The organism is Oryzicola mucosus, from assembly GCF_014534685.1.
GTDB classification, from domain to species: domain Bacteria; phylum Pseudomonadota; class Alphaproteobacteria; order Rhizobiales; family Rhizobiaceae; genus Oryzicola; species Oryzicola mucosus.
Genome location: NZ_JACVVX010000001.1, coordinates 744,436 through 771,432 on the forward strand (window position 1 = coordinate 744,436; position 26,997 = coordinate 771,432).

21 protein-coding genes are annotated in these 26,997 nt (G+C 64.4%); 7 read left to right on the forward strand and 14 right to left on the reverse strand.

Annotated elements, in window-relative coordinates; all coding sequences use genetic code 11:
- Nucleotides 1–309 precede the first annotated feature (309 nt).
- The 3 genes from ICI42_RS03490 to rpe form a co-directional block, all read right to left on the reverse strand.
- A complete protein-coding gene (locus ICI42_RS03490) occupies nt 310–1,614 on the reverse strand; it encodes an ABC transporter substrate-binding protein (RefSeq protein WP_188163121.1) in 1,305 nt (434 codons plus the stop codon).
- A gap of 149 nt (nt 1,615–1,763) precedes the next feature.
- Nucleotides 1,764–3,248, reverse strand: a complete 1,485-nt coding sequence (locus ICI42_RS03495; RefSeq protein WP_230980137.1) for a hypothetical protein — start codon at nt 3,246–3,248, stop codon at nt 1,764–1,766.
- On the reverse strand, nt 3,248–3,925 hold the full coding sequence (gene rpe, locus ICI42_RS03500) for a ribulose-phosphate 3-epimerase (RefSeq protein WP_188163122.1): 678 nt from the start codon (nt 3,923–3,925) through the stop codon (nt 3,248–3,250). The genes ICI42_RS03495 and rpe overlap by 1 nt, the downstream gene beginning before the upstream one ends.
- A 147-nt stretch (nt 3,926–4,072) precedes the next feature.
- Between rpe and ICI42_RS03505 the strand changes: the two genes are divergently transcribed.
- The 7 genes from ICI42_RS03505 (at nt 4,073) to ICI42_RS03535 (ending at nt 10,038) form a co-directional block, all read left to right on the forward strand.
- Nucleotides 4,073–4,732, forward strand: a complete 660-nt coding sequence (locus tag ICI42_RS03505; RefSeq protein WP_188163123.1) for a phosphoribosylanthranilate isomerase — start codon at nt 4,073–4,075, stop codon at nt 4,730–4,732.
- A gap of 78 nt (nt 4,733–4,810) precedes the next feature.
- Complete coding sequence (gene trpB / locus ICI42_RS03510) at nt 4,811–6,031, forward strand: tryptophan synthase subunit beta (RefSeq protein WP_188163124.1); 1,221 nt, start codon at nt 4,811–4,813, stop codon at nt 6,029–6,031.
- A 54-nt stretch (nt 6,032–6,085) separates the two neighbouring features.
- Nucleotides 6,086–6,373: a hypothetical protein gene (locus tag ICI42_RS03515; RefSeq protein WP_188163125.1), complete on the forward strand. Its 288-nt coding sequence runs from the start codon at nt 6,086–6,088 to the stop codon at nt 6,371–6,373.
- A complete protein-coding gene (locus tag ICI42_RS03520) occupies nt 6,370–6,675 on the forward strand; it encodes a type II toxin-antitoxin system RelE/ParE family toxin (protein ID WP_269140747.1) in 306 nt (101 codons plus the stop codon). Before ICI42_RS03515 ends, ICI42_RS03520 begins: the two co-directional genes overlap by 4 nt.
- 2 nt (nt 6,676–6,677) lie before the next feature.
- Nucleotides 6,678–7,517, forward strand: coding sequence for a tryptophan synthase subunit alpha (gene trpA / locus ICI42_RS03525; RefSeq protein ID WP_188163127.1), 840 nt, complete (start codon nt 6,678–6,680; stop codon nt 7,515–7,517).
- Between the two features lie 36 nt (nt 7,518–7,553).
- Entirely contained in the window at nt 7,554–8,480 is a 927-nt protein-coding gene (gene accD, locus ICI42_RS03530; RefSeq protein WP_188163128.1) for an acetyl-CoA carboxylase, carboxyltransferase subunit beta, read from the forward strand.
- Between the two features lie 226 nt (nt 8,481–8,706).
- On the forward strand, nt 8,707–10,038 hold the full coding sequence (locus ICI42_RS03535; RefSeq protein WP_188163129.1) for a bifunctional folylpolyglutamate synthase/dihydrofolate synthase: 1,332 nt from the start codon (nt 8,707–8,709) through the stop codon (nt 10,036–10,038).
- 55 nt (nt 10,039–10,093) lie between these two features.
- Here the strand turns inward: ICI42_RS03535 and trxA are convergent, their stop codons facing one another.
- From trxA to ICI42_RS03590, 11 genes are all read right to left on the reverse strand, one after another.
- Nucleotides 10,094–10,417: a thioredoxin gene (trxA, locus tag ICI42_RS03540; RefSeq protein WP_188163130.1), complete on the reverse strand. Its 324-nt coding sequence runs from the start codon at nt 10,415–10,417 to the stop codon at nt 10,094–10,096.
- Nucleotides 10,418–10,501: 84 nt separating this feature from the next.
- Nucleotides 10,502–14,038, reverse strand: coding sequence for a double-strand break repair helicase AddA (gene addA, locus ICI42_RS03545; protein ID WP_188163131.1), 3,537 nt, complete (start codon nt 14,036–14,038; stop codon nt 10,502–10,504).
- Nucleotides 14,035–17,163, reverse strand: coding sequence for a double-strand break repair protein AddB (gene addB, locus ICI42_RS03550; protein ID WP_188163132.1), 3,129 nt, complete (start codon nt 17,161–17,163; stop codon nt 14,035–14,037). The genes addA and addB overlap by 4 nt, the downstream gene beginning before the upstream one ends.
- Nucleotides 17,160–17,906 carry a nucleotidyltransferase family protein gene (locus ICI42_RS03555; RefSeq protein WP_230980138.1) on the reverse strand — a complete coding sequence of 249 codons (747 nt, stop codon included), beginning with the start codon at nt 17,904–17,906 and terminating at the stop codon, nt 17,160–17,162. The genes addB and ICI42_RS03555 overlap by 4 nt, the downstream gene beginning before the upstream one ends.
- Nucleotides 17,903–19,588: a tRNA (adenosine(37)-N6)-threonylcarbamoyltransferase complex ATPase subunit type 1 TsaE gene (gene tsaE, locus ICI42_RS03560; RefSeq protein WP_230980139.1), complete on the reverse strand. Its 1,686-nt coding sequence runs from the start codon at nt 19,586–19,588 to the stop codon at nt 17,903–17,905. Before tsaE ends, ICI42_RS03555 begins: the two co-directional genes overlap by 4 nt.
- A gap of 4 nt (nt 19,589–19,592) precedes the next feature.
- Nucleotides 19,593–22,145: a PAS domain-containing sensor histidine kinase gene (locus ICI42_RS03565; RefSeq protein ID WP_188163134.1), complete on the reverse strand. Its 2,553-nt coding sequence runs from the start codon at nt 22,143–22,145 to the stop codon at nt 19,593–19,595.
- A 196-nt stretch (nt 22,146–22,341) separates the two neighbouring features.
- A complete protein-coding gene (gene ahcY, locus ICI42_RS03570) occupies nt 22,342–23,742 on the reverse strand; it encodes an adenosylhomocysteinase (RefSeq protein WP_188163135.1) in 1,401 nt (466 codons plus the stop codon).
- A gap of 164 nt (nt 23,743–23,906) precedes the next feature.
- Nucleotides 23,907–24,200, reverse strand: coding sequence for an HPr family phosphocarrier protein (locus ICI42_RS03575; protein WP_188163136.1), 294 nt, complete (start codon nt 24,198–24,200; stop codon nt 23,907–23,909).
- 5 nt (nt 24,201–24,205) lie between these two features.
- The gene (locus ICI42_RS03580; RefSeq protein ID WP_188163137.1) at nt 24,206–24,607 is read right to left on the reverse strand and encodes a PTS sugar transporter subunit IIA; all 402 of its coding nucleotides are present in this window, start codon (nt 24,605–24,607) and stop codon (nt 24,206–24,208) included.
- A gap of 168 nt (nt 24,608–24,775) precedes the next feature.
- A complete protein-coding gene (locus ICI42_RS03585; protein ID WP_188163138.1) occupies nt 24,776–25,216 on the reverse strand; it encodes an HPr kinase/phosphorylase in 441 nt (146 codons plus the stop codon).
- Nucleotides 25,217–25,219: 3 nt separating this feature from the next.
- Entirely contained in the window at nt 25,220–26,995 is a 1,776-nt protein-coding gene (locus ICI42_RS03590) for a stimulus-sensing domain-containing protein (protein ID WP_188163139.1), read from the reverse strand.
- Nucleotides 26,996–26,997: the final 2 nt, after the last annotated feature.

Here is a 26,997-nt window from a genome sequence, read left to right on the forward strand (position 1 = left end):
TGGATGGGCTCGGCGACGCGACTGTTCCCCTCCCCCTTGTGGGGAGGGGTCAGGGGTGGGGGTTCAAAAACTGCTAACAATACAGAATTCCGCTTTCTATCAGCCGGTGAATCACACTATGCAAAGGCCGGGAAAGCATCGTTGCACTATAAGAGAGACTCAGCTGTTCTTTTCACCAGGTTGATGCACGGCATCCCGCAGCTCTGGCTCCAGCTTCATCGTGAAGACGGCTTCCTTGGACATCGCGATCTCCAGCATATACTGACAGCGTCTATACGCCGTCAGTATATGCTATCGCCTCCCGTCAGGTCAAAGCGCCTGTTTGGTGTAGTCGGTGTCGTTCTCGTAGAGCCCGTCCTCGATCGAGGTACGATGGACAAGTTTGAGCTTGCCGCCCTCGACCTTCGAGATGTTCTGGTGGCCGAAAACCTGGTGCATCTTGCCGTTGAACACCTTGTCGCCCTGCGGATGCTCGGCGCCGTCCTTGAAGTCCGTCAGCGCTTCGGTGGCCTCGACAAGCCTAGCGCGGTCGGCAGGGCCTTGATAGTTCGCATCCTCCATCGCCTTCTTGATGACGTAGAGCGTTTCCCAGCAGCCGAACATGTGGCCGGCGGTGGAGACATCCCTGGCGTCCTGAACCGAGGCGCCGTTCTCATCGATGCCGACCGCCGTGCGATAGGCCTTCTCGGCATCGCTGGCATTGTCCTGCAGGTACCGCGGCATGCCTTCCCAGAAATGGCTGCCTTCGAGGAATTCCAGACCGGGGCTCTTCATGTCGACCGCTTCGAGCGAGTCGATGAAGCCGAACAGTTGCGGTCCGCCCGAACCGTAGAACTCGCCGAGTTCCTTGACGAAGGTCAGCACGGCCGGCCCAACCATGACATGGTAGATAACCTCGGTCTCGGCCGGAATCTGCGGCAGGTAGCGGGTAAACGAGCTTTCCGTCGGCGGAATGGCGATCTGGGCGATAACCTCGCCGCCCTGCGCCTTGATCGCCGGGCCGAAATAATCGCGGTGGTCGTAGCCGAAGGCATAATCCGGATAGATCAGCGTGATCTTCTTGCCGAGGTTCGAAGAAATCCAGGGGGCCACCGAGGTCACCTGCGACCGAACATCGGTGATGCCCGGCTGGAAGACATAGCGGTTCAGCGCGCCGGAGGCGACGTGATAGCCTTCGCTGACCACGTAATAGGGGATTTTCAGCTCACCGGCTGTCGGCGCCGAGCCCGTGACGACATGGGAGAACAGCGTGCCGTAGACCACGTCGGTCTTGTGCTGCGAGGCGAACTTCGCCACCACTTCGGCACCGCGCTTGGGATCGGTGCCGTCGTCCTCGATGACGATCTCGACCGGACGTCCGTTGATGCCGCCTGCCTCGTTGATCAGCTTGACGGCGGCGGTCGTGGTGCGCTCGTACCAGCGGCCATAGGCTGCGCCGATGCCGGTCTTGTGGGCCTGGAAACCGATCTTGATGGGGGCTGAGCTCTGCGCCTGGCTGTAGCGCACGAAGCCGGGCGCAGCGATCAGGCCTGCGCCCGCGGCAAGGCCTTTCAGCGCGCTGCGGCGGCTTACCGGACTCACAAGGCGTTTCGACGATTTCTGGTTTTCGGCCACGATGCCTCCCTCATTCCAACAGGCCCAAAGTCAAATGCCAATGCTTTACGGCATCGCCTTTGTGCATCGCACCTAGGGCAATAGTTTGGCTAACGCAAGGGAAGCGGAAGGCATTTATCGCGGCGCAAACGCTGTAATCGGTTACACGGTCAGCCCGCCGTGGGCGTGGACAGCAGCCACAGGCCCAGAGCTGTATAGGCGAGCATCAGGACGGTCAGCGGAATCTGGCTGCGGATCGCCGCGCCGCGTTCGGGGTGCAGCCTGTGCGCCAAGGCATGCGCGGCCAGCACCGCCAGGACATGCCCGCCGACGATGGCCGCTACTTGGACATTCCAGATCAGCCGCGCCCCTCCGGCGCCGGCTACGATAGCAGCCTCGACGTGATGGTTGGCCGTGCCGAACAGGTCCCAGCCCAGAGCAAAGGGGTCGGAAACCGCCACCACGGCATATTGGCCATTGACCAGCAGCGAGGCGACGTAGTGCGACGCATGATAGGCCAGCGCAATCGGCACGAAGGACCAGACCAGAAGGCCGCTGGCCTTGCGGAAGCCGTGGCGGCTTGCGACCAGCCGCTCACCCAGCGCGACCGCCGACAGGGTGACCGCAGCCATGACCGCAAAGGTTGTCAGCAGCCCGATGCTGTTGAGCCATATAAGGGCCGAACGGCCGGGGTATTCCAGCGGGTTGATGCCGAAAAAGCCCAGCCAAAGAAAGGTCTTCGACAACCCGTCGAACGACACCGAAGACAGCACCAGGATGAGAAACAGCGTGCCGCTGAGCGGCAAAGGGGCGGCATCGAGCAGCTTGGCGCCGGGCCAATTCAGCGTGAGCCGGACGCGGCCGCCGGATTTCTGCCCGTCCAGCATCGAAAACCGCGCGATCAGGGAAAAGAAAGCGGTCAGGAACTCGCCCTGCCGGCTCCAGCTGTTGTAGCCGAACAGCAGCATCCCAGCGAAACTCAGCCCCCAGTAGACGGCAACGACGAGGGCCAAGCGAAAGGGATCGTCCGGGGCCGGATAAATCAGTTCGAACCAGGCGAAGGCGAAGAAGCCGACAAGGGCGGGGGTGTAAGCGAGATGTCTATAGATTGGAAGATTTCGCCTTGTGGCGCCTGGCAGGACAGAGAGGGGCAACGTCGAGCGCTTGCGCCGATGGGTAACAAATCCCACGCAGCGCATGACCAACCGATACGGCCCGTACCACGGGTTGATCCATGACCAGAGGTCGCCCACCGATCCCTGCACCAGCGTCACGCCGACCCAAAGCAGCGTCCAGACGACCAGCGGCAGCGGGTTGGCCAGCGGATCGCGGCCGCCCCAGATACCGGCAGCGAGCAGGATCGCCAGGACGACGAAGGACGGCACGCTGGTAACAGCGCGAAAATCCGGCACCGACCCCAAACAAAGCCGCCTGGACCAGGCCGAGACGATGGTTTTAGGCGGCAACACCGCCAGCACGAGAAAGCTTGCAAAAACAGCGAGGACAGCGCCGACGATATAATAGCCGGTCGGCAGCAACAGCACATGGCCCCGTTCGGACGCATGAGCCAGTGCCTCGCCGGTGAGACCTGCCAAGACAAGCGGCGAAAGCTGAAGCGCGCGGAAACTGGATCCGACGCCCCCGCAATCGCGCATCAGCGGCGATCCGCGTCCGCTGCGTCGCGGATCGCGGCAATGTTGCCGCGATAGGCGTCGACCGTGCCGCCCTTGAACACTGCCGCACCCGCCACCAGCACATTGGCGCCGGCCGCGACGACCAGCGGCGCCGTCTCGGGCGACACGCCGCCGTCGATCTCGAGGTCGATCGGCCGGTTGCCGATCAGCGCCTTGATGCGCTTGACCTTGTCGACCATCGCCGGAATGAAGGCCTGACCGCCGAACCCCGGATTGACGGTCATGACCAGAACGAGATCGAGCCTGTCGAGCACATATTCAATGACACTTTCCGGCGTTCCGGGATTGAGCGAGACGCCGGCTTTCTTGCCGAGATTCTTGATGGTTTGCAGGGAGCGGTCGAGATGCGGTCCGGCCTCGGCATGCACGGTAAGGATATCGCAGCCGGCATCGGCGAAGGCCGCCAGATAGGGGTCGGCGGGCGCTATCATCAGATGGCAGTCGAACACCTTTTTGGTGCGGTTTCGGATCGCCTTGATGACCGGGGCGCCGAAGGTGATGTTGGGGACGAAATGCCCATCCATGACGTCGAGGTGGATCCAGTCGGCGCCGGCTGCGTCGATGGCCGCGACCTCGTCGCCGAGCTTCGAAAAATCGGAAGCGAGAACCGAAGGCGCGATGAGGGTCCTGTTGGTCACGGGCAAGCCTTTCGAGAACGGTGGATGTCGTGGCCGCCTTAACGCCAGACAGTGGGATTGTCGAGAGTGTTGGGCGTCCGGCAGATTTGGCAAGGGCGTCCGTGTGCCGCCTCGACTTGGCTGCAATTTCGTGGCACTGCGCAGACCATGGCACTCGACATCAAAATCTGCGGGCTGAAGACCGAGGAGGCGCTGCAAGCGGCGCTTGACGGCGGTGCGAGCCATGTCGGCTTCATCTTCTTCGCGAAAAGCCCGCGCCATTTGGAAGTGCGGGAGGCCGGCCGGTTGCGCAAGCTCGCTGATGGCCGCGCGCAGGCGGTGGCGGTCACCGTCGACGCCGACGATGCTGAACTCGACGTCATCGTGGAAGCCATGCGGCCGGACATGCTGCAACTGCATGGCAAGGAAACGCCCGAACGCGTCGCCGAGGTGAAGGCGCGCTACAGCCTGCCGGTGATGAAGGCGTTTTCTATCCGTGAGGCGGCCGATCTCGCCGGCATCGAACCCTATAAGGGCGTTGCCGACCGTTTCCTGTTCGACGCCAAGCCGCCGAAAGGTTCGGAACTTCCGGGCGGCAACGGCGTATCCTTCGACTGGCGGCTGCTTGCGGCCCTTGACGGAAATATCGATTACATGCTTTCGGGTGGGTTGAACGCCGCCAATATAGGCGACGCCCTAAGCCTCACCCACGCGCCCGGCATCGACATATCCTCGGGCGTGGAAAGCGCTCCGGGCGTCAAGGACGTGGCGCTGATAGACCAATTCTTCCGGGCCGTGGCAGCCGCGCGCGACAACCGCGCCGCCTGACCAGGGTCCAAGGCCCCTGAGCATTCCGTAGCCTGCGCTCCCGCAACGGCTTGCTCGCGACAGTGATGGAGATCGGCCGTGAACAAGCCGTTAGCGCCCAATTCCTTCCGCACCGGACCCGACGAGCAGGGCATGTTCGGCATCTTCGGCGGACGTTTCGTCGCCGAAACCCTGATGCCGCTGATCCTCGATCTGCAGAAGCACTGGGACGAGGCCAAGAACGACCCGGCTTTCAAGGCCGAGTTGCAGAACCTGTCGACGCATTATGCCGGGCGACCTTCCAAGCTCTATTTTGCGGAGGGCCTGACCAACCATCTCGGCGGCGCCAAGATTTACTTCAAGCGCGAAGACCTCAACCACACCGGCAGCCACAAGATCAACAACTGCCTCGGCCAGATCCTGCTCGCCAAGCGCATGGGCAAGAAGCGCATCATCGCCGAGACGGGCGCGGGGCAACATGGCGTGGCCTCCGCCACAGTGGCCGCCCGCTTCGGCTTTCCCTGCTTCGTCTATATGGGCGCCACCGACGTCGAGCGGCAGAAGCCGAACGTCTTCCGCATGAAACTGCTCGGCGCGGAAGTCACCGCCGTCAGTTCCGGCCACGGCACGCTGAAGGACGCCATGAACGAGGCGCTGCGCGACTGGGTGACCAATGTCGAGGACACCTATTACCTGATCGGCACGGCCGCAGGCCCACACCCCTATCCGGAACTGGTGCGCGAGTTCCAGTCGGTGATCGGCATCGAGGCACGCCAGCAGATTCTGGAACAGGAAGGCCGCCTGCCCGACGTCATCGTCGCGGCTGTCGGCGGCGGCTCCAACGCCATCGGCCTGTTCCACCCCTTCCTGGACGACACGGACGTCAAGATCGTCGGCATCGAGGCCGGCGGTCACGGCCTCGATGGCATTGAGCATTGCGCCTCGATGAGCGCCGGCAAGCCCGGCGTTCTGCATGGCAACCGCACCTATCTGTTGCAGAACGCGGACGGCCAGATCATGGACGGCCATTCGATCTCGGCGGGGCTCGACTATCCCGGCGTCGGCCCCGAGCACAGCTGGCTGCGCGATACCGGCCGCGTCGACTATGTGCCGATCCTCGACGACGAGGCGCTGGACGCGTTCCAGCTGACAACCAAGGTCGAAGGCATCATCCCGGCGCTGGAATCCGCCCATGCCATCGCCCATGCCGTCAAGGTCGCACCGACCATGGGCAAGGACCAGATCATGATCGTCAACCTCTCCGGCCGTGGCGACAAGGACGTGCACACCGTCGCCAAGATGATGGGCATGGAGATCTGAGTTTGAGCGCGTTCCACGCCATGTCAAACTGAGCGAGGACTACAGGAGATTGACATGGGGGCGGCGCCGCTTTCGTTAAACGTTAAGTCTGAGCTGAAAGATGAGCTGAAGCGTGAAGCGCGCCTGCTGAAAATTTCGGAATCCGAGATCGCGGAACACGCCATCAAAATCTTCCTCGACCTGCAGTCTCACAAGCGCGATGTCATCGCAGCAGCGGCCAAGGAAGCGGACAAGGGCGTGTTCATATCCAGCGAGGCCATGGAGGCCTGGCTTGAACGCTTGGATGACGATCCCGACGCCTCTGCTCCAGAAACTGATATATACCTGCCGCCGCGTCGATGAAGGTTGTCTTCCTTCCGTCCTCGAGCAAAAGCGTCCGATGGTTTTCTCGCGATTATCGTTCCGTCTTTCCGGAGGGTCGCGGCAAAGCCCGAGCTCGAATGCGACGTGCGCTGGAGCTGATATCCGACAATCCGCAGATAGGACATGTCGTCGAAGATGCAGAGCAAAGGGAGTTTTCGATCCCGAAAACACCGTTTCCCCTCATTTACCGTATCGCGGGCGAGCAGATAGAGATATTGCGCGTCTGGGACGGTCGCGCTAACCCGGGAAGACTGACCGCTCCGGACGAAGGACTGGATTGACAATGACCACCCGCATCGACCGCCGCATGGCGAAGCTGAAGGCCGAGGGACGGCCGGCGCTGATCACCTATTTCATGGGCGGCGACCCCGACTATGACACGTCGCTCGACATCATGAAGGCGCTGCCCAAGGCCGGCAGCGACATCATAGAGCTCGGCATGCCGTTTTCAGACCCCATGGCCGACGGCCCGGCGATCCAGGCGGCCGGCCTGCGCGCGCTCAAAAACGGCCAGACGCTCGCCAAGACACTGAAGATGGCGCAGGATTTCCGTGTCCATGACGACGAGACCCCGATCGTCATGATGGGCTATTACAACCCGATCTACATCTATGGCGTCGACCGCTTCCTTGCGGACGCCAAGGCGTCGGGCATCGACGGGCTGATCGTGGTCGACCTGCCGCCGGAGATGGACGAGGAACTCTGCATTCCCGCCGTCAAGGCCGGCATCAATTTCATCCGCCTGGCAACGCCGACGACCGACGACCAGCGCCTGCCCAAGGTGCTCGAAAACACTTCGGGCTTCGTCTACTACGTCTCGATGACGGGCATCACCGGCTCGGCGCTGGCCGACACGACCAAGGTCGATGCCGCCGTCAAGCGGATCAAGAGCCACACCGACCTGCCGGTCTGCGTCGGCTTCGGCGTCAAGACGGCCGAGCAGGCCCGCTCCATCGGCGCCTATGCCGACGGCGTGGTGGTCGGCACGGCCATCGTCAACGCCATTGCCAATGTCATCGGCCCGCAGGGCAGGATGACGGCCAATCCGGCAGACGCGGTCGCCACCCTCGTCACCGGTCTGTCGCAAGGGGTGCGCACCGCGCGCCTTGCTCCTGCCCAATAAATCCCCCACACCCCAGCCAGAAGAGGGATCGAAGCCATGAACTGGATCACCAATTACGTCCGCCCCAAGCTCAACTCCATGCTGGGCCGCCGCGAGATGCCGGAAAATCTCTGGATCAAGGATCCCGAGAGCGGCGAGATGGTGTTCCACAAGGATCTGGAGCAGAACCAGTTCGTCATCCCCGCCTCCGGCCACCACATGAAAATCTCGGCCAAGGAGCGGCTCCGCTTCTTCTTCGACGACGGTCGCTACGACAGCGTCGAGAACCCCAAGGTCGTCGCCGACCCGCTGAAATTCCGTGACGAAAAGCGTTATGCCGACCGCATCAAGGATGCGCGCACCAAGACAGCGATGGAAGACGCCGTGCTTTCCGGCGTCGGCACCATCGACGGCCTGCCGGTGGTCGCGACTGTGCAGGACTTCGCCTTCATGGGCGGCTCGCTCGGCATGGCGGCTGGCGAGGCCATCGTGCGCGCCTTCGAGGTCGCCATCGAAAAGAAGCGGCCGCTGATCTTGTTCGCCGCCTCGGGCGGCGCGCGCATGCAGGAGGGCATCCTGTCGCTGATGCAGTTGCCGCGCACCACCGTCGGCGTCGACCGCCTGAAGGAAGCCGGCCTGCCCTATATCGTCGTGCTGACCAACCCGACTACCGGCGGCGTCACCGCCTCCTACGCGATGCTGGGCGACGTCCACATTGCCGAGCCCGGCGCGCTGATCGGTTTCGCCGGGCCGCGCGTCATCGAGCAGACGATCCGGGAGAAGCTGCCGGAAGGTTTCCAGCGCTCCGAATATCTGATGGAGCACGGCATGGTCGACATGGTCGTCTCCCGGCTCGAGCTGAAGGCGACCATCGCGCGGCTGTTGAAGATTTTGCTCAAGGTGCCTGTCGAGGAGGCAGGGCCGGCAATGGACGTCGCTCTGCCCGCGCCCGCCACCACACCCGAAACGCGCCCGCAGATGTGACTCACAGCTCCGTTAACGTGCTTACGACCCTTAACGCCCCCTCATCCGGCCCTTCGGGCCACCACCCGGGGTCGAGCCACTGGTCTCGACCCGTCCTTCGGACCCTCGCTGGGGAGAAGAGACTGGCGCCGGCGTTCATCGCTTTCCTCTCCCCTCGGGGAAAGGGTGGCCGAGCGAAGCGCAGGCCGGGTGAGGGGGTAGGAAAACCGATCCGGAAAGTTGCTCAATGACTGTGCTCGCCGCGGACCGCGAAATCGAGCGCCTCATGGCGCTGCACCCGAAGGGTTTCGACCTGTCGCTCGACCGTGTCTCGCGCCTGCTCGACCGGTTGGGCAACCCGCAGGACAAACTGCCGCCGGCGATCCACATTGCCGGCACCAACGGAAAGGGGTCGGCGGCCGCGTTTTCGCGCGCGCTGCTCGAGGCGGAAGGATACCGCGTCCACGTCCACACCTCGCCGCATCTCGTCAACTGGCATGAGCGCTACCGGCTGGGCGCAAAAGGCGGCGGCCGGCTGGTCGGGGACGACGTGCTGGCCGACGCCATCCGCCGCGTCGCCGATGCCAATGGCGGCGAAACCATCACCGTCTTCGAAATTCTCACCGCCGTCGGCTTCCTGCTGTTTGCAGAACACCCCGCCGATGCCGCCATCATCGAAGTCGGGCTCGGCGGCCGTTTCGACGCCACCAATGTCATCAAAGAGCCCGCCGTTTCGCTGATCATGCCGGTGTCGCTGGATCACGAAGCCTATCTCGGCGACCGCGTCGAGCTGATCGCGGCGGAGAAGGCCGGCATCGTCAAACGCGGCTGCCCGGTGGTGATCGGCGCGCAGGAGACCGAGGCAGCCCAACAGGTGCTGATCGACACCGCCGAGCGGCTTGGCTGCCCGGTGGCTGTCTACGGGCAGGATTTCCTCGCCTATGAGGAAAACGGCCGTATGATCTACCAGGACGAGACCGGCCTGCTCGACATCTCGCCGCCCCGCCTTGCCGGACGCCACCAGCTTGCCAATGCGGCCGCAGCCATCGCCGCCGTGCGTGCCGCCGGCTTCGAGATCGGCCAGCGCGCCGCCGACCACGCGATGACGCATGTCGAATGGCCGGGCCGGATGCAGAAGCTGCCGCAGGGCAAGCTTGCAGAGCTGGCGCCGAAAGGCGCCGAGATCTGGATCGACGGTGGCCACAATCCCGGCGCCGGCGTCGTGGTGGCCGAAGCGCTGGCCGAGCGCGAGGAAAAATTCGCACGGCCGCTGTTCCTGATCGCCGGCATGATCAGCACCAAGGACCAGACCGGCTATTTCCGCGCCTTCGAAGGCATGGCAAGGCATGTCTACACCGTGCCAGTCCATATGAGCGACGCCGGCGTGCCCAATGCCGAACTTGCCGTGCGCGCTGCGCAGGCCGGTCTTTCGGCCGAGCCGATCAGCTCGGTGGCCAATGCCCTGATGCTTCTGCGCGATAGCTGGGACGAGGAAGAGACCCCGCCCCGCATCCTGATCGGCGGCTCGCTCTACCTCGTCGGCGAGGTTTTGGCCGAGAACGGCACCCCGCCGGTGTGATCAACAAAAAGCCCGGCGCAAGGCCGGGCTCGTTGGTCGTCCGTGAAGCTCGGGATTAGGCGACGTTGCCGTTGATCCAGTGCGACAGAGCCGTCTTGGGCAGCGCGCCAACCTTGATGTCAGCGACTTCGCCGCCCTTGAAGATCATCAGCGTGGGAATCGAGCGGACGCCGAACTGAGCGGCGATCTCGGGATTCTCGTCGATATTGACCTTGGTAATCTTCACCTTGCCGGCGAGTTCGCCGGAAATCTCTTCAAGCGCCGGCGCGATCATCTTGCAGGGGCCGCACCATTCCGCCCAGAAATCGACGACCACCGGCTCTTTTGCGTCGAGCACGTCGGTCTGGAAGTTGTTCTTGTCGATCTTAACGGTGGCCATGGGAAAATGCCTTTCAGATGAGCGGGATTCGGTGTCGCACCCATATCTGGTGCCAAAGCCGCCGCAGTTCAAGCGACAGTTTTGTCACGCATCGGTTACCCGGGCAAGCGCGGCATCCAACTCCGGCGCAGGCACGCGAATCAGGCGCGGCGCCTCGGTGAAAAGAAGTGCCGCCGCAATCGTTTTTCCGGGATAGAGCGGCTGGAGCAGTGCGCGATACAACGCAAGCTGGACGATATAGCCCTGCGGCACTTCGGTCGGCGCTGCCGGCGGCGGCCGGTTGGTCTTGTAGTCTACGATCAGGACTTCGCTGTCGGTCACCGCAAGCCGGTCGATCTTGCCTGACACGGTGCGCGGTTTGCCGCGCACGTCGATCATTCCCATGACAGCGACTTCGGCACGCGAGCCGGGCGCGAAGATCGGCGCGAACGCGTCGTCGTCGAGCACGCTCAGCACCGAGGCGAGAGCCGCATTGCGCTCGGCGTCCGGCCAGTCGACCCCCACCCGCGCCAGATAACGCCCGGCTGCGTCCTCGCGTGCCTCCAATGGCATTGTGGGCAGGACCTGCAGCATCTTGTGCAGGGCCGAGCCGCGCGCGATGGCAAAGCCGGGCGCGGAACCGTCCAGCACCGGCGACTTGCCGGACACGGTCGGCTGGGCGGTCTCCTCGATCAGCACCGAAGCACCTGAAGGCGACAGCGGACGCGGCAGTTCTTCATAGGGAGGCGGGGCTTCAAGCAGTTCGGCGGGTATGACGACGGGGACGGCGTCACGCGCCTTCGGCTCATCTGCTTCCTGCGCGGCGACAATGCGCTGTTCGGTGACGCGGAAACGATGCACGGTCACCTCCGGCTTGGCGGGATGCGGCCGCGTCTCGGTTTCGGCAGACGCGGCGATGGCGCGCGTCACCACCGAATGCCACGTCGTCGGCTTGGGGTCGCGCTTGCCGTGATAGCCGCAGACGATCAGCCGATCCTCGGCACGCGTCATGCCGACATAGAGCAGCCGGCGGTATTCGTCGTCGGCCAGATCCTTCGCCACCGCCTCCGCACCACGCGAAAAGCTGTTGGCGACATCGCTGCCGGCGCGCCAAAGATAACCCTTGCCACGCCAATGGCCGTTTTCGGGCTGGAAGGCCATCAGCCTTGGCAGATGCTGTGTGCTGAAGGGCTCAGAGCCGCTGTCGACCAGAAACACCACCGGCGCCTCGAGCCCCTTGGCGGCGTGCACGGTCATGATGCGCACCTCGTTGCGCGTCTGGTCCATCTCGCGCTTGATCTCGGGGCCGGCACTTTCCAGCGTCGACAAGAACGCTTCCAGGCCGGGCAGGCCGGTACGCTCCTCGGCCAGGCAGAAAGACAGAAACTCGTCGAGGATGTCGCCGGCTTCCTGGCCGAGCCGTGCGATCATTTTCCTCCGCACCCCTGGCCGTTCCGGGCCGCCGGCCAGAACGCCTGAATAGAACTCGAACACAGGCCGGAACGCAGCCTGGTTGGCCCAGTCCTCCAACTGCTCGACGACCGCCCCGATCCGCGCGTCCGAACCGGCTTGCCGACGCATCGACTGGATCAGCGAGCGCCCTGCCGGCCGTCCATAAGAGAGTTCATAAAGCGCATCCTCGGAAAGGTCGAAGACCGGGCTGCGCAGAAGGGCGGCGAGCGACAGGTCGTCCTCAGGCTGCAGCAGGAAGCGGCCAAGCGCGATCAGGTCCTTGACGGCGATATGTCCCGGCAGGCTGAGCCGGTCGGCGCCCGAAACCGGAATGTCGCGGCGTTTGAGCTCGCGCGACAGCGCATGCACGAAGCGGTCGCGCTTGCGCACCAGCACCATGGCGTCGCCGGCGCGCAGGCGCCGGTTCTGACCTTCGATCATCTCGCCATCGAGTAGCCAGCGCTGCACGGTGGCGGCGACCTGCTCGGCCACCCGCACGGCAGGCCCGTGTACATGGTCGATCGGCTTGCTCCAATCGTCCGGCTCCTCGGCCTTATCCTCGCCTACCGAGGGCCAGACCTCGACATAGCCGGGATCGCCTGCCCGCACCGCGCGATGGGTGGGCGGATGCGGCGAACGGCTGACGCCGCGACGGACTTCCGGCGGCTCGAACACGCGGTCGACCGCCGTCAAAACATCGTTGGTCGAGCGGAACGACCAGGTCAGTTCGACATCCTCGAAGCTGCGCTCGGCCTGCTTCACACGTTGGGAGAAGGCCATGCGGCTCTGGTCGAAGGATTCGGGCGCCGCGCCCTGGAAGGAATAAATCGACTGCTTCTCGTCGCCCACGGCAAAGATGGTGCGCAGGACGTTTTCGCGCGCGCCCGCGCCGACGAAGAACTCTTCCGCGATCAGCCGCACCACATTCCATTGGTCGGGGCTGGTGTCCTGCGCCTCATCGAGCAGGATGTGGTCGATGCCCTTGTCGAGCTTGTACTGCACCCAAGGGCCGGCATCGGGCCGCGCCAGAAGATTGACCGTGCGGGTGATGAGGTCGTTGAAATCGAGGAAACCGCGCCCGGTCTTCAGCCGCTCGTAGCGCGCGATCAGCCAGTCGGCGAGCGTCAGCGCCGCGCGCGACGCCTCCAGCATACGGAACAGCGCCAGACGGTCGGATGCCGTGCGGATTGCTTCAGCTGCTTCCAGGTATCTGTCCGGCAGATCCGGCATGCGGGCCAGAAGCGCCTTCTTGAACAGCCAGCCCGGCGAATAGGCCTCGCCTTCGGACTTGAGGAATGCCGCGGCAAGGCCTTCCAGCCGCTTCAGGGGGTCAGCCTCGCGATAGGCCGGAATGCCGCTGGGCAGAATGCATTTCAGCACATTGCCGGCATCCGCCTGCTCGGCGGCCGCGACGAAGGCGCTGAAAAAGCCGGGATCGAAGCCCGGCACCGGCCAGACGGAGGCAGCGATGGCCTCGGCGGTTTCGCTCGGCGCGAAGCCGAATTCCTGAAACAGGGCGGCAAAGGGCATTTCATCGTTGCCGACCGCGTCGATGAAGGGACGCAGGCCGTCGCGCTTGTAGAGAATTTCGGCCAAAAGCGCATCGAGCCCGGCCTCGCCGCCGCGCTCCAGCACGAAGGCGAAGGCCTCGGCGAGTTCGGGATTGTCGGAGGCCGCGGCACCGGTAATCATGTCGCGCCGCGCCGCCGCGAACAACGCCGCCTCCATCTGCGGGTCGAGCATTTCGAAATGGGCCGCGATGTTGGCTTCCAGCGGAAACTGGTGCAGCACGGATTCGCAGAAGGCGTGAATGGTCTGGATTTTCAATCCGCCCGGCGTTTCCAGCGCCTCGGCAAACAGCCGCCGAGCCCGCCGCAGCGTGCCGGCATCCGGCTGCCTGCCGTCCAGCGCCTGCACCTTGGGCGCCAGCTCTTCGTCGGACAGCATGGTCCATTCCGACAGGCGGGCGAAAACACGGTTGGACATGTTGGCGGCTGCCGCCCGCGTATAGGTCAGGCACAAAATCTTCGATGGATCGACGCCGCGCAGCAGAAGCCGCATGACGCGCTCGGACAGGACATGCGTTTTGCCCGAGCCGGCATTGGCCGATACCCAGACCGAATGGACGGGATCGGAGGCAAGCGCCTGCAGCTTCACCGTGTTTTCGGGAACGACGAAGGACTTCTTCATTCCTCGCCTCCCCCATCGCCGGCATCGCCGCCCGCCGACCATTCCAGCACGCGGGCGAGATGGTCGTAGTCTCCGTCCGTTTCGCCTTCGCGGAAGGGCAGTGCGCGGGAGAGATAGCCGCTCTCGGGATCGTGGTAATGGATCAGCAGCGCCTCCAGCCGCGCCCAGGCCTCCTCGGCCAGTTCGATGCCGGATTTCACCTTGCGGTCATATTCGAGGATCGATTCCTCGAACACCTTGCCGTTCGGCCTCAGCCGCACGAAGGCCAGCTTGGATGGCTCCCGCGCGCCCAGCTCCCGGAAGGCGCCGCGCCGCAGAAGGGCAGCTTCCAGCGCGAGCTGTGGCGACAAAAGCGTATGCGCCTGCGCCTTGGACGGCGAAGAGCCGGTCTTGTAGTCGAGAATATCGGCCATGCCTCCGGCGAGCAGGTCGATGCGGTCGGCGCGGCCCGACAGCGTGGCTCCCGATGCGCCGACTTCGATTGCATGGGCGCGTTCCTCCGCATGGCGGCGCGCCACATCGGGCGCGCGCTCGCGTTCCCAGCGCACGATGTCGTCGGCGAGCCGTGCAAAACGCGGCCACCACACAGCATCGATTTCCGGCGGCAAGGCAGCCTTGTCGAAACTGGCGCGGCCGGCAGCCAAGAGCATGTCCAGTGCCTCCGGGCGACGGGGATCGCCGATGGTGGCGGAAAACAGGTGCAGAATATCGTGGAACAGCGTGCCGCGCTCGGCAGCGCCGGGATCGCGCACAAGCGGATCGATCGGCATCAGGCCGAGGATGCGCTTGGCATAAACGGCATAGGGATCGCGCCGCAGCGTCTCGACCTCGGTGACGGAAAACCGCGTCGGGCGCGCTGCGACCGGCGGCCTGGGGTTGGGACGAAGCGCGAAATCCTGCTTTTGCCCGGCATCCAGCGCGCGCGCCCAGTGCAGCAGCGTTTCGCCGCGCTGCTTCATCTCGGCGGCTGCCTGCTTGCCGGCGAAAGTTGTCAGCCGCTGCAGCCAGCGCGAGGGCACGGCGGGCGCATCGCCGGCGCGGGCGGAGCGCGTCAGCACCACCTGCGGCGCGCCCATCGCGGTCTGGAAGTCATGCGCGGCAAGGCCAATGCGGCGCTCCGGCGGTTCGAGATCAATGCCGCCCTTCATCATGCGGGACATGAAGCGGTCGCTCTCAGCCTTGCGCGGCCAACCGCCCTCGTTCAAGCCTCCCAGAACCAGTGTGTCGACGCTCTGCAAGCGCGCTTCCAGCGCGCCCCAGATGGAGATGTTGCGGTCGCCGCCACGCGCCGGCTTCACCGCTTCGGGCGCAATCAGCGCATCCGCGACATCGGGCCATTCCTCCGCCGACAGGTCGAACCGCGCCGAGGTGCCGACCAGCCCGCGCAGGATATCGGCGAGTTTCTGGCCGGCATCCCCGTCATAAAGCGCGTCGAGCCCGCCATCGGCGCTTCGGCCAAGAGCTTCGAACGCCGTCACGGAGAGGGCGACGATCTCTGCGATCTCGATCCCTGTCTGTCCGCGCAGCGCCGCAAGCGGCGCGGTCGCCGCCTCCAGCCCGGCGCAGACGGCGCGCGCTTCCTCCAGCCGGCGCGCACCGAGCCTGTCGAGCCAGAAAGGTTTGCGGGGGTTCTCGGCCAGCTTCGCCAGCCGCTCCTCGAAGGCCTGCGAGAGGCTGCCGATATCTGGCCGGCCGACGCCACCGCGCAGAACGACGAGTTCGATGGTTTCGGCGGCATGGCGCACCGCGCCCCGCTCCAAAGACAGGCCGAGCAGCGGATGCTTGAGCAGCGACAGCAGCGCCACCGGGTCGCCGGGCCTGAGGGCCGCGGAGAGCATGAGCCTGAGCAGCGTGGCGGGCGCGGTGTTGGACAGCGGCACGCCGCCCGAATCATCGGCCTGGATGCCAAAGCGCCCGAGTTCGGCTGCGACGCGGCGGGCGAGGTTGCGGTCGGTGGTTACGAGAGCCGCTGTGTGGCCCTCGACCTGGATGGCGCGGCGCAAGGCCAGTGCGATGGCCGCCGCCTCGTCGCGCTCGTTGGCGGCCTCGACCAGCGACACCTCGGCGAGTCCGGCGGCGACCTCCTGGTCGGACAGCGTTCCGCGCGTTTCCGACCAGTCGTCGGTGGTTTCCGCGGGGCGCAGCGCCTCCGCCACCAGGCGCGCGCGCAAGGCGCGTTCGGGTGCGGCCGTGGCCAGATCCTCGACATCGCCGGGCAATACGCCGATGGTGCGGATCAGCTTGGCAAGACCGTATTGCGGGTGGCCGAGAATGGCGGGCCGCGCATCCGCCGCACTGATCGCGGCAAAGGACCGCGCATCGAGCGAACGATCCAGCCCCGGCAGCACCACCGCTCCCTTCGGAAGCCTTGCTATCGCCGACAGCAGACGTGCGGTCGCTGGAATCGAGCCGGTCGAGCCGGCGGCGATCACCGGACCGGGAGGCGGATTGGCAAGAAGCCGCTTCGCTTCGAAATCCATCATCGCGTTGCGATGCGCGGCGGGGTTGGACAGTCCCCGCTCCTTCAGCACTTCCGGCCAATGGGTGGTGACGATGGTGAGGAAATCCAGCGTGACCTGCCACCAGCCCGACAGATCGCCGGTGACCAGTCCGGCGAGCTTGGTCCAGTCCGAGCCCTCGGTTTCGATCTCGTCCATCAGCGCGGCAAGGTCGCGCGACAGCCAGATCGCGTCCGAGGACGATGCCGGAACGACGATCTCCTCGGCGAATTTCTGCGCGACATGGGCTGGCAGCCGGCGCTTCCAGGCTCGAACCAGCGGCGCCAGCATCAGAAGCCGGTCGGCGGACGGAACCGGCGGATCGAGCGCGAGCGTGCTTTCGCTCGCTTCGTCGAAGGCTGCCGAATCCTCGTCGAACTCGCCGAGCGGGCGGATCACCGGGAGCACGGCCGAACGGCGCCCCAGCTGTTCCATGATGACGGTGCGCAGGGCGCGGGCGGCGCGACGCGTCGGCACGTAGATGGTAACGTCCGCCAACGCGAGCGGATCGTCGTCGAGCTTGAAACCGGGGACCAGCCTGCCCTCTGCAAGCGCCTGCGCCAGCGTCGGCAGGAAGGCGCAGCCGGGCGGGATCGACCAGACGCGCGGGATCTGGCTTTCCGTCATACGCCCTGCGCCAGCGCCTTTTCCACCGCGGCCTCGGCGGCGGGGATGGCATCGGGCGTTCCGACCGTGATCCAACGGCCGTTCATGGCCATGCCATGCAGCCGCCCGGCGGCGATGGCGGTGTCGAAATAGCGGTTGAGCGAATGCGGCTCGATCGCGGCGTCCTTGAACAAGGCGGGATTGACGATGGCAGCGCCGGCATAGATCAGCCCGTCCTGGCTTCCCGCCGCGCGGCGCAGGCGTCCGTCGGCATCGACCAGAAAGTCGGTGCCGCCGCTGTGGCCTGTCGCGGAGTCGAGATCTGCCAGCATCAGCAGAATATCCATGCTGCCTGCATCCCATGCAAGAGCCAGCCGCCGCAGATTGGATTCTTCGGCATCGATCCAGAAGGTGTCGGCGTTGAGGATGTAGAACGGCTCCCCGCCAAGCTGCGGCAGCGCCTTGACGATGCCGCCAGCGGAATCGAGCAGACCGCCGCTCTCGTCGGAGATGTCGATGCGCGGCACAGCACGACTGCCCAGATGGGCGACGATCTGGTCCGGCAGATAATGCACGTTGACCACGGCTTTCGTCACACCCGCTTCGGCAAGGCTGTCCAGACCCCAGTCGAGCAGCGTCTTTCCGGCGATCCGCACCAGCGGTTTCGGAATCGTGTCGGTGATCGGGCGCATGCGCTTGCCGAGTCCGGCGGCGAGGACCATCGCGGTGCTTGGCGCCTTGTTCGATGGAGCGGTCGTGCTCATGTGCTGCGCTCCTCCAGAAGGCCGTTCCGCTCATAGAAGTCGCGCATCTCTTCCAAGGCCGGATGGGCCAGCGCGCGGCGCATATAATCGCGGATGCGCGGCAGGTGCTTGAGATAGTTCGACTTACCGTCACGCACATTCAGCCGCACGAAAATACCGAGAATCTTCGAGTTCCGCTGCGCCGCCGTGATCGCATAGGCCTCGCGAAACCCGTCCTCGTCGAAGCTGCCTGCCCTTTGCCGCGCGGTGACATAGGCTTCGACCGTAGCCTGCTCGATCTCCTCTGGAACCGTCACCCGCGCATCCATCGCCAGGGATGCGACATCATAGGCTACCGGCCCGATCAGGGCATCCTGGAAGTCGAGGATGCCCAGCCGGTCGTGACCTTCACGCTCGTCGCGCCAGACGATGTTCGGGGAGTGGTAGTCGCGCAGGACGAGGCCGTATTGCTTGCCCTCCAGCCGGTCGAGGGCTGCGTTCCACAGGCGCAGAAAGTCGCGGCGCATGACGTCCGGTGCCGGCGCGCCGGCCATTGCCGGCACATACCATTCCAGCAGCAGCTCGACCTCGATCATCAGTGCGTCGCGGTCGAAGGGCGGGATGACGTGAACGACATCCGGCGCCACTTCGATACTCGCCGGCCAGCCTCGTTTGCCTTCTCCCTGCTGGGTCAAAAACGCCCCCTCATCCGGCCGTTGCGCGGCCACCTTCTCCCCAACGGGGAGAAGAGGAGTGGAGCGGCCTTCGCCGACCTCCTCTCCCCTCGGGGAGAGGGTGGCCGAGCGAAGCGGAGGCCGGGTAAGCGGGAAAATCGCGGGGGCAGCGATGTCATGCAAATCCGCGAGCAATTCGGCAGCCGCTGCATAGCGCTCCGCCACCGGCTCGCCGTCGACCAGAAACGGCTCGGTGCCGAGATGATCGAGCAACAGAAAACCCTGCTCCAAATCCTGCGCCAGGATCTGCGGCACGCTGACGCCTGCCTCGGCCAAAACCTTGTCGAGCGCGACAAAGGCCGCCACGGTCTGCGAGGTGTGGGCTATTTCGGCGTAGGGCTTGCCGTCGCGCACCGGCGGCCCAAGCACCAGGCGCGGCGAATTCATCAGCACGCGGCGGGGCTCGCCCTTCTTATCCACCGTTTCATACCAGCGGGCAGAGGCATCGGCGACGAAACGCGCACGGCGTGCTTCGCCATAGCCCGCCGATTTGAGAAAATCGCGCATCAGCAGCGAGCGCGCCATGCGCTCGAAGGCGGGTCCTTCGCCGCTCAACATGGCACGGCGGCCCTCGCCTTCGTGCTCCAGCGCCAGATGCACGCTGTCGCGCGGAAAACGGCCGTCGCCACGGTCGGGCCATTCGACCAGGACTGCGCCATCCGACAGCATCTCTTCGAAACCGAGTTCGTCGAGCTCCGAACCATGCGAGAGGCGGTAGAGATCGAAGTGATGCAGCGGCACCGGCGTGTCGTAGCTCTGCACCAGTGTGAAGGTGGGTGACGGCACTTCGAGGCGGGGATTGTCGGCCAGCGCCCGGATCAGGCTGCGTGCCAACGTCGTCTTGCCGGCGCCGAGGTCGCCATCAAGCAGCAGCACATCGCCCGGCCTGATTGCCATGGCCAGGTCTTCGCCGAGCGAAAACGTCGCCGCTTCATCGGCCAGGAAGCGCTCCAGCGATCGAGCGGCCAAGTCTCTACTCCGCCGCTGCGCGCAGGCCCGAAGGCGTGTAGGGAAACAGGCAGACCACCGTCGTGCCGCGGCCGTTGCCGGTCTCGATACGGACGCTGCCGCCATGCAACTCAACGAAGCTCTTGACGATGGACAGGCCAAGCCCCGCGCCACGGCGACGGCCGCCATTGATGTGCGGTTCGAAGCGCTTGAACACGGCGTCGAGCACCTCCGGCGGCATGCCGGGGCCATCGTCATGCACGGCGAATTCGACACCGGTGCCGGTCTGGCGGCAGGTCAGCGTGACGGTGCTGGATTCCGGTGCGTAGTTCACCGCATTGGACAAAAGATTGTAGAGGATCTGCCGCAGCCGCGTCTCATCCGCATGCAACCGCGCCGGCGCCTCGAGCGCCTGCACGTCGAGACGGATCGCGTGTTCCTGCATGCGGTCAGCCACCAGCTCGGCGGCAGCCGCGATGGTCCGGCCCACCGGCACTTCGGAAATCTCGAGCTGCATGATGCCGGCATCGACGGTCGCCAGGTCGAGAATGTCGTTGACGATGGTCAAAAGCACCGACGAGGACGAACCGATATGCTCGAGATATTCGCGCTGGCGTCCCGTCAGCGGTCCGGTACCGGGCAGCGACAGGAGTTCGGTGAAGCCGATGATGTTGGTCAGCGGCGAGCGCAGTTCGTAGGAGACGTGCTGCACGAATTCGTTCTTGATCCGGTCGGCGTTTTGCAGCGCATCGTTCTTTTCCTTCAGCGCGCGCTCGACATTGACGCTGTCGGTGACGTCGACAAAAGTCATCATGACCTGGCCATTGGGCAGATGGATGACGGCGTAGCGCAGCACCGTGCCGTTTTTCAGTTCGGTCTGGCCATGGCGGTCGGAGCGCTCGTCAAAGCCGGTGACGGCGGCGACGAACCCGTTCCACAGCCCGGCTTCGGCATAGAGGTCGCATTGCGCGCGGATGGCCGCGATGTGCACGTTCTGGCGCAGCGTATCGGCATCGAGGCTCCACAGCGTGGCGAATGCCGGGTTGGACAGGCGGACACGCCCGTCCGGACCGAAGACGACAACGCCTTCCGCCAGATTGTCGAGCGTTTCGCCCTGCACCCTGACCGCGGTGGTGTAGCGGCTCTCGAGATCGATGCGCTCTGTCAGGTTCTCGAAGACCCAGGCAACGCCGCCGGTCGGCTGGGGGTTGGCAATGACCCGGATGGTACGGCCGTCGGGAAGGTGCCAGAGATGCTCCTGCGGTTCGACGGCGCGATAGGCGGACAAAAGCTCTTCCTTCCAGCGTCGCCATTCCGGCTGCTCGGGGATTTTGCCCTCGCTGCGCAGCCGGTCGAGCAAAAGAGCGTTTTCCGGCGCGCTGCCCAGGAAGCCGGCATCGAGCTGCCACAGCTTCTGGAAGGCCTGGTTGTGGAAGCGCAGTTTCTGCCCCGCATCGAAGATCGCGACCGCCGTCGCAACCTGGTCGAGCGTGTCGGAATGGCTGCGCACGACGCGACCATATTCCTCGCGGATCGCTTCGATGGCGCTGACATCGGTGGCGATGCCGGCCGAGCCCTCGGGCGTGGCGACGTCGGTGACGGAAAACATCTTGCGGTCGCCATTGACGACAGTGGACAGCGTCTGGCGGAACACCGGCTTGGAGCGGTGATGCTGCGAAATGGTTTCGCGAGACTGGGCGCCGAGGAATTCACGCCCTTCGTCCACCGCGACACGCATGCTGTCGGCTTCCACCGCCTTGAGATAGGCGTCGTTGGCCCATTTCAGCCGGCCATCGGCATCGCGCAGCCAGAACGGCGCCTCGAGCGCGTCGAGAAGGCCAAGCAGCGCCTGCTGCTCGCCGACGAGCCTGCTGTTTTCCAGCCTGAGCCGCGCCTGGGCGCGGTTGGATTCGGAAATCGACAGGAAGCGGACGATGGCGTGGGTGGGCGTCTTGCGGCCCTGGACCTCGATCGGGGTGGCGCCATGCGTTTCCACCAGGAGGTCGAACGGCACACCCTTTTCGCGCAAGGCAAGGATGGCTTTCTCCAGCGTCGCGGCCGAACGCGGCATGAGCCAGCGTCCGAAGGCCATGAAAGTGGCGCGTTCCTCGGGCGCGCCGCTTTCCACCGGCAGCGCGCCGACCAGTTCGGGCTTCTTATCGTCGATGCTCCAGATGACGATGCGCTGGTCGCGCAGATTGAGAAGGGATTCGGAGCGCTGGACGGCGGAGTCCAGTTCGGCGACACGGGTGCGCAATTCGACGTTTTCCGCAGCGGTTCGTGCCCGCTCGCGGATCATCAACAATGCGGACAGCAGGGCTGCCCCCAGAACGCCGAAGAAAATCGAGAACTGGATGACTTCGACAGTGCCGACGGACATGCCCGAGATCGTCGCCTGCTGGGCCTGAGCCGATGCCGAGAACGCCCCGACAAGCGCGGTGCCCGCAAGCAAGGCCCTCGCCGCCATCTTCCTCGCCCGCATCGGCAACGAGCCGCGCGAGGATCGGAGTCCGGCGGTCGAATCGTCATGGCCGCCGGAAACGGCCCGTCCCGCCAAAAGCGGGTTTTCGCCCGGCATGTGCTTCACCTCTCCGCAGCGTATTACAAGACTGCCATCCGGCATGCCTTCGCCCCCGTCCCGAAGCGTCGACGTCTCGAATCAGGACACAATACCCGCTTGAAGAATCGAGGTGAAGGCAGCGCGGGCGCAAAAAAGAGGCCCGGCCAAAAGTCAATGGTCGGGCCTCAACATGTGGTAGCTTCAAAAGCTATGGTTAATAGCGGTAGTGTTCCGGCTTGAATGGGCCCTTCGGCGTGACGCCGATATAGGAGGCCTGTTCGTCGCTCAGTTCGGTCAGCCGCGCGCCGAGCTTGCCGAGATGCAGGCGGGCCACCTTCTCGTCGAGGTGCTTGGGCAGGACATAGACCTGATTCTCATACTGGCCCACCTTGGTATAAAGCTCGATCTGGGCGAGAACCTGGTTGGTGAAGGAGGCGGACATCACGAAGCTGGGGTGGCCGGTGGCGTTGCCCAGGTTGAGCAGACGGCCTTCCGACAGAAGGATCATGCGCTTGCCATCCGGGAAGGTGACCATGTCGACCTGCGGCTTCACGTTGGTCCATTTCAGGTTGCGCAGCGAGGCGACCTGAATCTCGTTGTCGAAGTGACCGATATTGCCGACGATCGCCATGTCCTTGAGCGAACGCATATGGTCGAGCGTGACGACGTCCTTGTTGCCGGTGGTGGTGATGACGATGTCTGCGGTGGGCGCCGCATCTTCCAGCGTCACGACCTCAAAGCCGTCCATCGCAGCCTGCAGCGCGCAGATCGGGTCGACTTCGGTGACCTTGACGCGGGCGCCCGCGCCCTGCAGCGAAGCGGCCGATCCCTTGCCGACATCGCCATAACCGCAGACCACGGCGACCTTGCCGGCCATCATGACGTCGGTGCCGCGGCGAATGCCGTCGACCAGCGATTCCTTGCAGCCATATTTGTTGTCGAATTTCGACTTGGTGACTGAGTCGTTGACGTTGATCGCCGGGAAGGGCAGCAAACCCTTCTTCTGAAGCTGATAGAGACGGTTGACGCCGGTGGTGGTCTCCTCGGTCACGCCGCGGATCGCTTCACGCTGCTTGGTGAAGAAGCCCGGGCTGGCTTTCAGCCGCTTCTTGACCTGCGCTACGAAGTATTCTTCTTCCTCGCTCTGCGGGTTGGACAGCACGTCCTCGCCCGCTTCGGCGCGTGCGCCCATCAGGATGTACATGGTGGCGTCGCCGCCATCGTCGAGGATCATGTTGGACAGGCCGCCATCGGCCCACTGGAAGATCTTGTCGGTGTAGTCCCAGTATTCCTCGAGCGACTCGCCCTTGACCGCGAAGACCGGCGTGCCGGAGGCGGCAATGGCTGCGGCGGCATGGTCCTGCGTGGAGAAAATGTTGCACGACGCCCAGCGGATGTCGGCGCCCAGTTCCTTCAGCGTCTCGATCAGCACCGCGGTCTGGATCGTCATATGCAGCGAGCCGGTGATGCGCGCGCCCTTGAGCGGCTTGGCAGCGCCGAATTCCTCGCGGCAGGCCATCAGGCCCGGCATTTCTGTTTCGGCGATTTCGATTTCCTTGCGACCCCAGTCGGCCAACTTGATGTCGGCGACCAGATAATCCTTGCTACCCGTCATGGCGTGCTCCGGTTGTTCTTTGGGCGCGCCGGGCTGTTTGGGGCGCGCACAGTGTGCGGCTTCCCTAACAGATCGGTACAAAATCGACAATGGGATATAAAGAAATCTTTATCCCTGCATGTGATGCAGTTCGAAAGCAAGTGGCGCCACCGAAGGGCCTTGCCTCAGCATTCCTCGCCGAAACGGTCGGCAATCAGCTTCACCAAGGCCTCGACGGCCGCGCTCGCCTCCGGGCCGCTGGCCTGGATGCGGACAGAGCTGCCGGGGCTCGCGGCCAGCATCATCAGGCCCATGATCGAGGTGCCGCCGACGCTTGTGCCGTCCTTCTCGACGCTGATGCCGGCATCGAAGCTTGCGGCGACCTGGACGAATTTGGCGGAGGCACGCGCATGCAGGCCGCGCTGGTTGACGATGGTAACGTCTCGCGCCACCGCGTCCGCGCTGGACGGATCATACATTCCGGTTACTTTCCGCTCAGCAGCTGGCTTGCCACGTTGATGTATTTGCGGCCGGCATTCTGGGCTTCCTCGAGCGCCTGCGCCATGTTGTCCGTCTTGCGCACGCTCGACAGCTTGATCAGCATCGGCAGGTTCATGCCGGCGATAACCTCGGTGCGGCCTGCCTCCATCACGGAGATGGCAAGGTTCGACGGCGTACCGCCGAACATGTCGGTGAGGATGACGACGCCTTTGCCGGTGTCGGCACGCGCAACGGCATCAATGATGTCGCTACGGCGCTGCGCCATGTCATCATCGGGCCCGATGGCGACGGTCTCGAAATTGTCTTGCGGCCCGACAACATGTTCCACCGCGTTGCGGAACTCTACTGCCAGCTGACCGTGCGTCACAAGCACGAGTCCGATCATTCTGCCTTGGCTCCCGTCGTGGCACCCCTCACGCCCGGATACGCACTTGCGTTTTTCCCGGGCCGTGGGGTCGCTATCTTGTCGACCCTACTGCGCTTGACAAGCCCAAAATCGCCGCAGTGGTTGGCATTTTGACGCAATGCAGCACGATTTTTCGGCAAAGCGCCGCTAAAGGGGCAAATTGAGCCGGCCAAGAACGATCGGAATGGAAGAACTGACGTTGCGGAATGGCGTGACGACGCGCGGCACTTCCGTGCCGAGAAGGCTTTCCGACGACGGTTCGGGCAGTCTTTCGACCTCTTCCGCAGGCACCAGCCGGACGAGGAGATCGATGACGGCGCTGTCCTGATAAGGGATGGAAACCGGTCCGTAACCCCTGATCTCCAAAAGCCCGGCGATGGGCCGAGGACAGCGTGCGACGAGGCGGCTGCCTGCAACCGACAGCAAGAGCTGATCGTCCGCAATAATGCAGGCGAAATGGCCCGCAGAACGAAACCGCTGGATGAGAGAGACGGCGAGCAGCGATTTTCCCGAGCCTGAAGGCCCCACTATCATCACACCCCGGTCGCCCAGCACGACGCCCGTGGCGTGGATGTTGTTAAGCGGCAAGGGTCAGTCCTCGGCGGGCAGCGTGACGACGAACCGCGCGCCGCGGATATCGCCCGGCTTGGTGCCGGGAATATTCTCGGCGGTCAGGGTGCCGTTATGCGCCTCGACGATCTGGCGGCTGATCGACAGGCCGAGGCCGGAATTCTGGCCGAACGCCTCGCTCGCCGGACGGTCGGTATAAAAGCGCTCGAAAATCCTTTCGATGCTCTCGGCGCGGATGCCCGGCCCATTGTCTTCGACAGTGATGACATTGAATTTGCCGGCGCGCGACAGCGTGATCGTGATGCGGCCATTGTCCTGCGGCACGAAGGAGCGCGCATTCTCGATCAGATTGGTGATCACCTGACCGATGCGAAGATCGTGCCCGACCACGAAATAGCCCTTCGCTCCCGCCGGCAGCTTCGCGGGTTTGAAATCGATCTCAACCGCCTTCTTATTCCGGGTCGTCTCTTTGGACACGGAAACGAGATCCGAAATGAACTTCTTCAGATCGACGCGACCGGCATCGTCTCGCGCCAGTTCGGCATCGAGACGGGAGGCATCGGAAATGTCGGTGATCAGCCGGTCGAGCCGCTTCACGTCATGCTGGATGATTTCCATGAGCCGCTCGCGCGAGGTATCGTTCTTGGCGAGCGGCAGGGTCTCGACCGCGCTGCGCAGCGACGTCAGCGGGTTCTTCAGCTCGTGGCTGACATCGGCGGCAAAGCTCTCGATGGCCTCGATGCGGGCATAGAGCGCATTGGTCATGTCGCGGACGGCGACCGACAGGTTCCCGATCTCGTCCTGCCGGTCGGAAAAGTCGGGGATTTCCTCGCGGCTCTTGACGCCGCGCCGGACGCGCACGGCAGCAGCCGAAAGCCGGCGCAGCGGCGTGGCAATGGTAGAAGCCAAAAGCAGCGACAAGCTGGCCTGCACCAAGGCGGCGATGGCGAAGACGCGCAGGATCGCGCGCTGTTCCGCGGCGACGATCTTGTCGATGTCGCCGCCCTCGGTCGACAAAAGCAGCACGCCGAGCACGGCACGGAAGCGCTGGATCGGCACCGCCACCGAGACGATCTGCTCGCCTTGTTCACTGACCCGGACCACCGTCGAGGGACTGCCGGTCAGGGATTGCACCACTTCGGGGAAGGCTGCGCCATTGCCGCCGGGCTGCTCCCGGTAGATCGGCAGCCGACGGGTGTTGAACATGTCGAAGACGAACTTCTGGGTTTTCTCGAGAAAGCCGTTCTCTTTCTTTTCGATCGGCGGAAGATCGTAACGCAGGATCTGGCCGCGCGAATAGAGATGCCGGGAATCGAGCAGCAGGTTGGTGTCGCGGTCATAGATGCGCGCCCGCGTCCGGGTCGGCGAGATCAACCGCCGCAAGACCGGCGCGACGCGCTCGGGGTTGATGGGGAAGTCGAGGCTTTCGAGCTGATCGCTGCCAGGACCGATGCTCTCCCCGGCCTGCAGTTCCAGAAGCTTTTCCGGGTCGATGGAGATGGAATCGGTCTCGACGGTCGCGGAAGCCGCAATGGCGCCGGCGATGATTTCGCCCTGGGTCATCAGGCTCTCGACGCGGGCGTCGATCAAGCCATCGCGGAAGGTGTTGAGATACATGATGCCGGCGACCAGCACCGCAAGGCCGGCGAGGTTGAGAACCAGGATGCGGCGGGTCAGGCTCGAAAAGAAATGGTGGCCGAGAAAACGGCCGAGCGGAATCGTCGTCCAGCGCATCAGCGCGTGCCAACGGCCGCGCTTCCGCTCTGCGGGCCTTTTTATCTCGGCTTCAACCGCCATTC

Excerpts from the sequence above, each read along its gene's own strand:
- ICI42_RS03495 (WP_230980137.1), bottom strand. The coding sequence starts at position 3,248 with ATGCGCGATTGCGGGGGCGTCGGATCCAGTTTCCGCGCGCTTCAGCTT.
- ICI42_RS03505 (WP_188163123.1), top strand. The coding sequence starts at position 4,073 with ATGGCACTCGACATCAAAATCTGCGGGCTGAAGACCGAGGAGGCGCTG.
- ICI42_RS03515 (WP_188163125.1), top strand. The coding sequence starts at position 6,086 with ATGGGGGCGGCGCCGCTTTCGTTAAACGTTAAGTCTGAGCTGAAAGAT.
- ICI42_RS03520 (WP_269140747.1), top strand. The coding sequence starts at position 6,370 with ATGAAGGTTGTCTTCCTTCCGTCCTCGAGCAAAAGCGTCCGATGGTTT.
- trpA (WP_188163127.1), top strand. The coding sequence starts at position 6,678 with ATGACCACCCGCATCGACCGCCGCATGGCGAAGCTGAAGGCCGAGGGA.
- accD (WP_188163128.1), top strand. The coding sequence starts at position 7,554 with ATGAACTGGATCACCAATTACGTCCGCCCCAAGCTCAACTCCATGCTG.
- ICI42_RS03535 (WP_188163129.1), top strand. The coding sequence starts at position 8,707 with ATGACTGTGCTCGCCGCGGACCGCGAAATCGAGCGCCTCATGGCGCTG.
- trxA (WP_188163130.1), bottom strand. The coding sequence starts at position 10,417 with ATGGCCACCGTTAAGATCGACAAGAACAACTTCCAGACCGACGTGCTC.
- addA (WP_188163131.1), bottom strand. The coding sequence starts at position 14,038 with ATGAAGAAGTCCTTCGTCGTTCCCGAAAACACGGTGAAGCTGCAGGCG.
- addB (WP_188163132.1), bottom strand. The coding sequence starts at position 17,163 with ATGACGGAAAGCCAGATCCCGCGCGTCTGGTCGATCCCGCCCGGCTGC.
- ICI42_RS03555 (WP_230980138.1), bottom strand. The coding sequence starts at position 17,906 with ATGAGCACGACCGCTCCATCGAACAAGGCGCCAAGCACCGCGATGGTC.
- ICI42_RS03565 (WP_188163134.1), bottom strand. The coding sequence starts at position 22,145 with ATGCCGGGCGAAAACCCGCTTTTGGCGGGACGGGCCGTTTCCGGCGGC.
- ahcY (WP_188163135.1), bottom strand. The coding sequence starts at position 23,742 with ATGACGGGTAGCAAGGATTATCTGGTCGCCGACATCAAGTTGGCCGAC.
- ICI42_RS03575 (WP_188163136.1), bottom strand. The coding sequence starts at position 24,200 with ATGTATGATCCGTCCAGCGCGGACGCGGTGGCGCGAGACGTTACCATC.
- ICI42_RS03580 (WP_188163137.1), bottom strand. The coding sequence starts at position 24,607 with ATGATCGGACTCGTGCTTGTGACGCACGGTCAGCTGGCAGTAGAGTTC.
- ICI42_RS03590 (WP_188163139.1), bottom strand. The coding sequence starts at position 26,995 with ATGGCGGTTGAAGCCGAGATAAAAAGGCCCGCAGAGCGGAAGCGCGGC.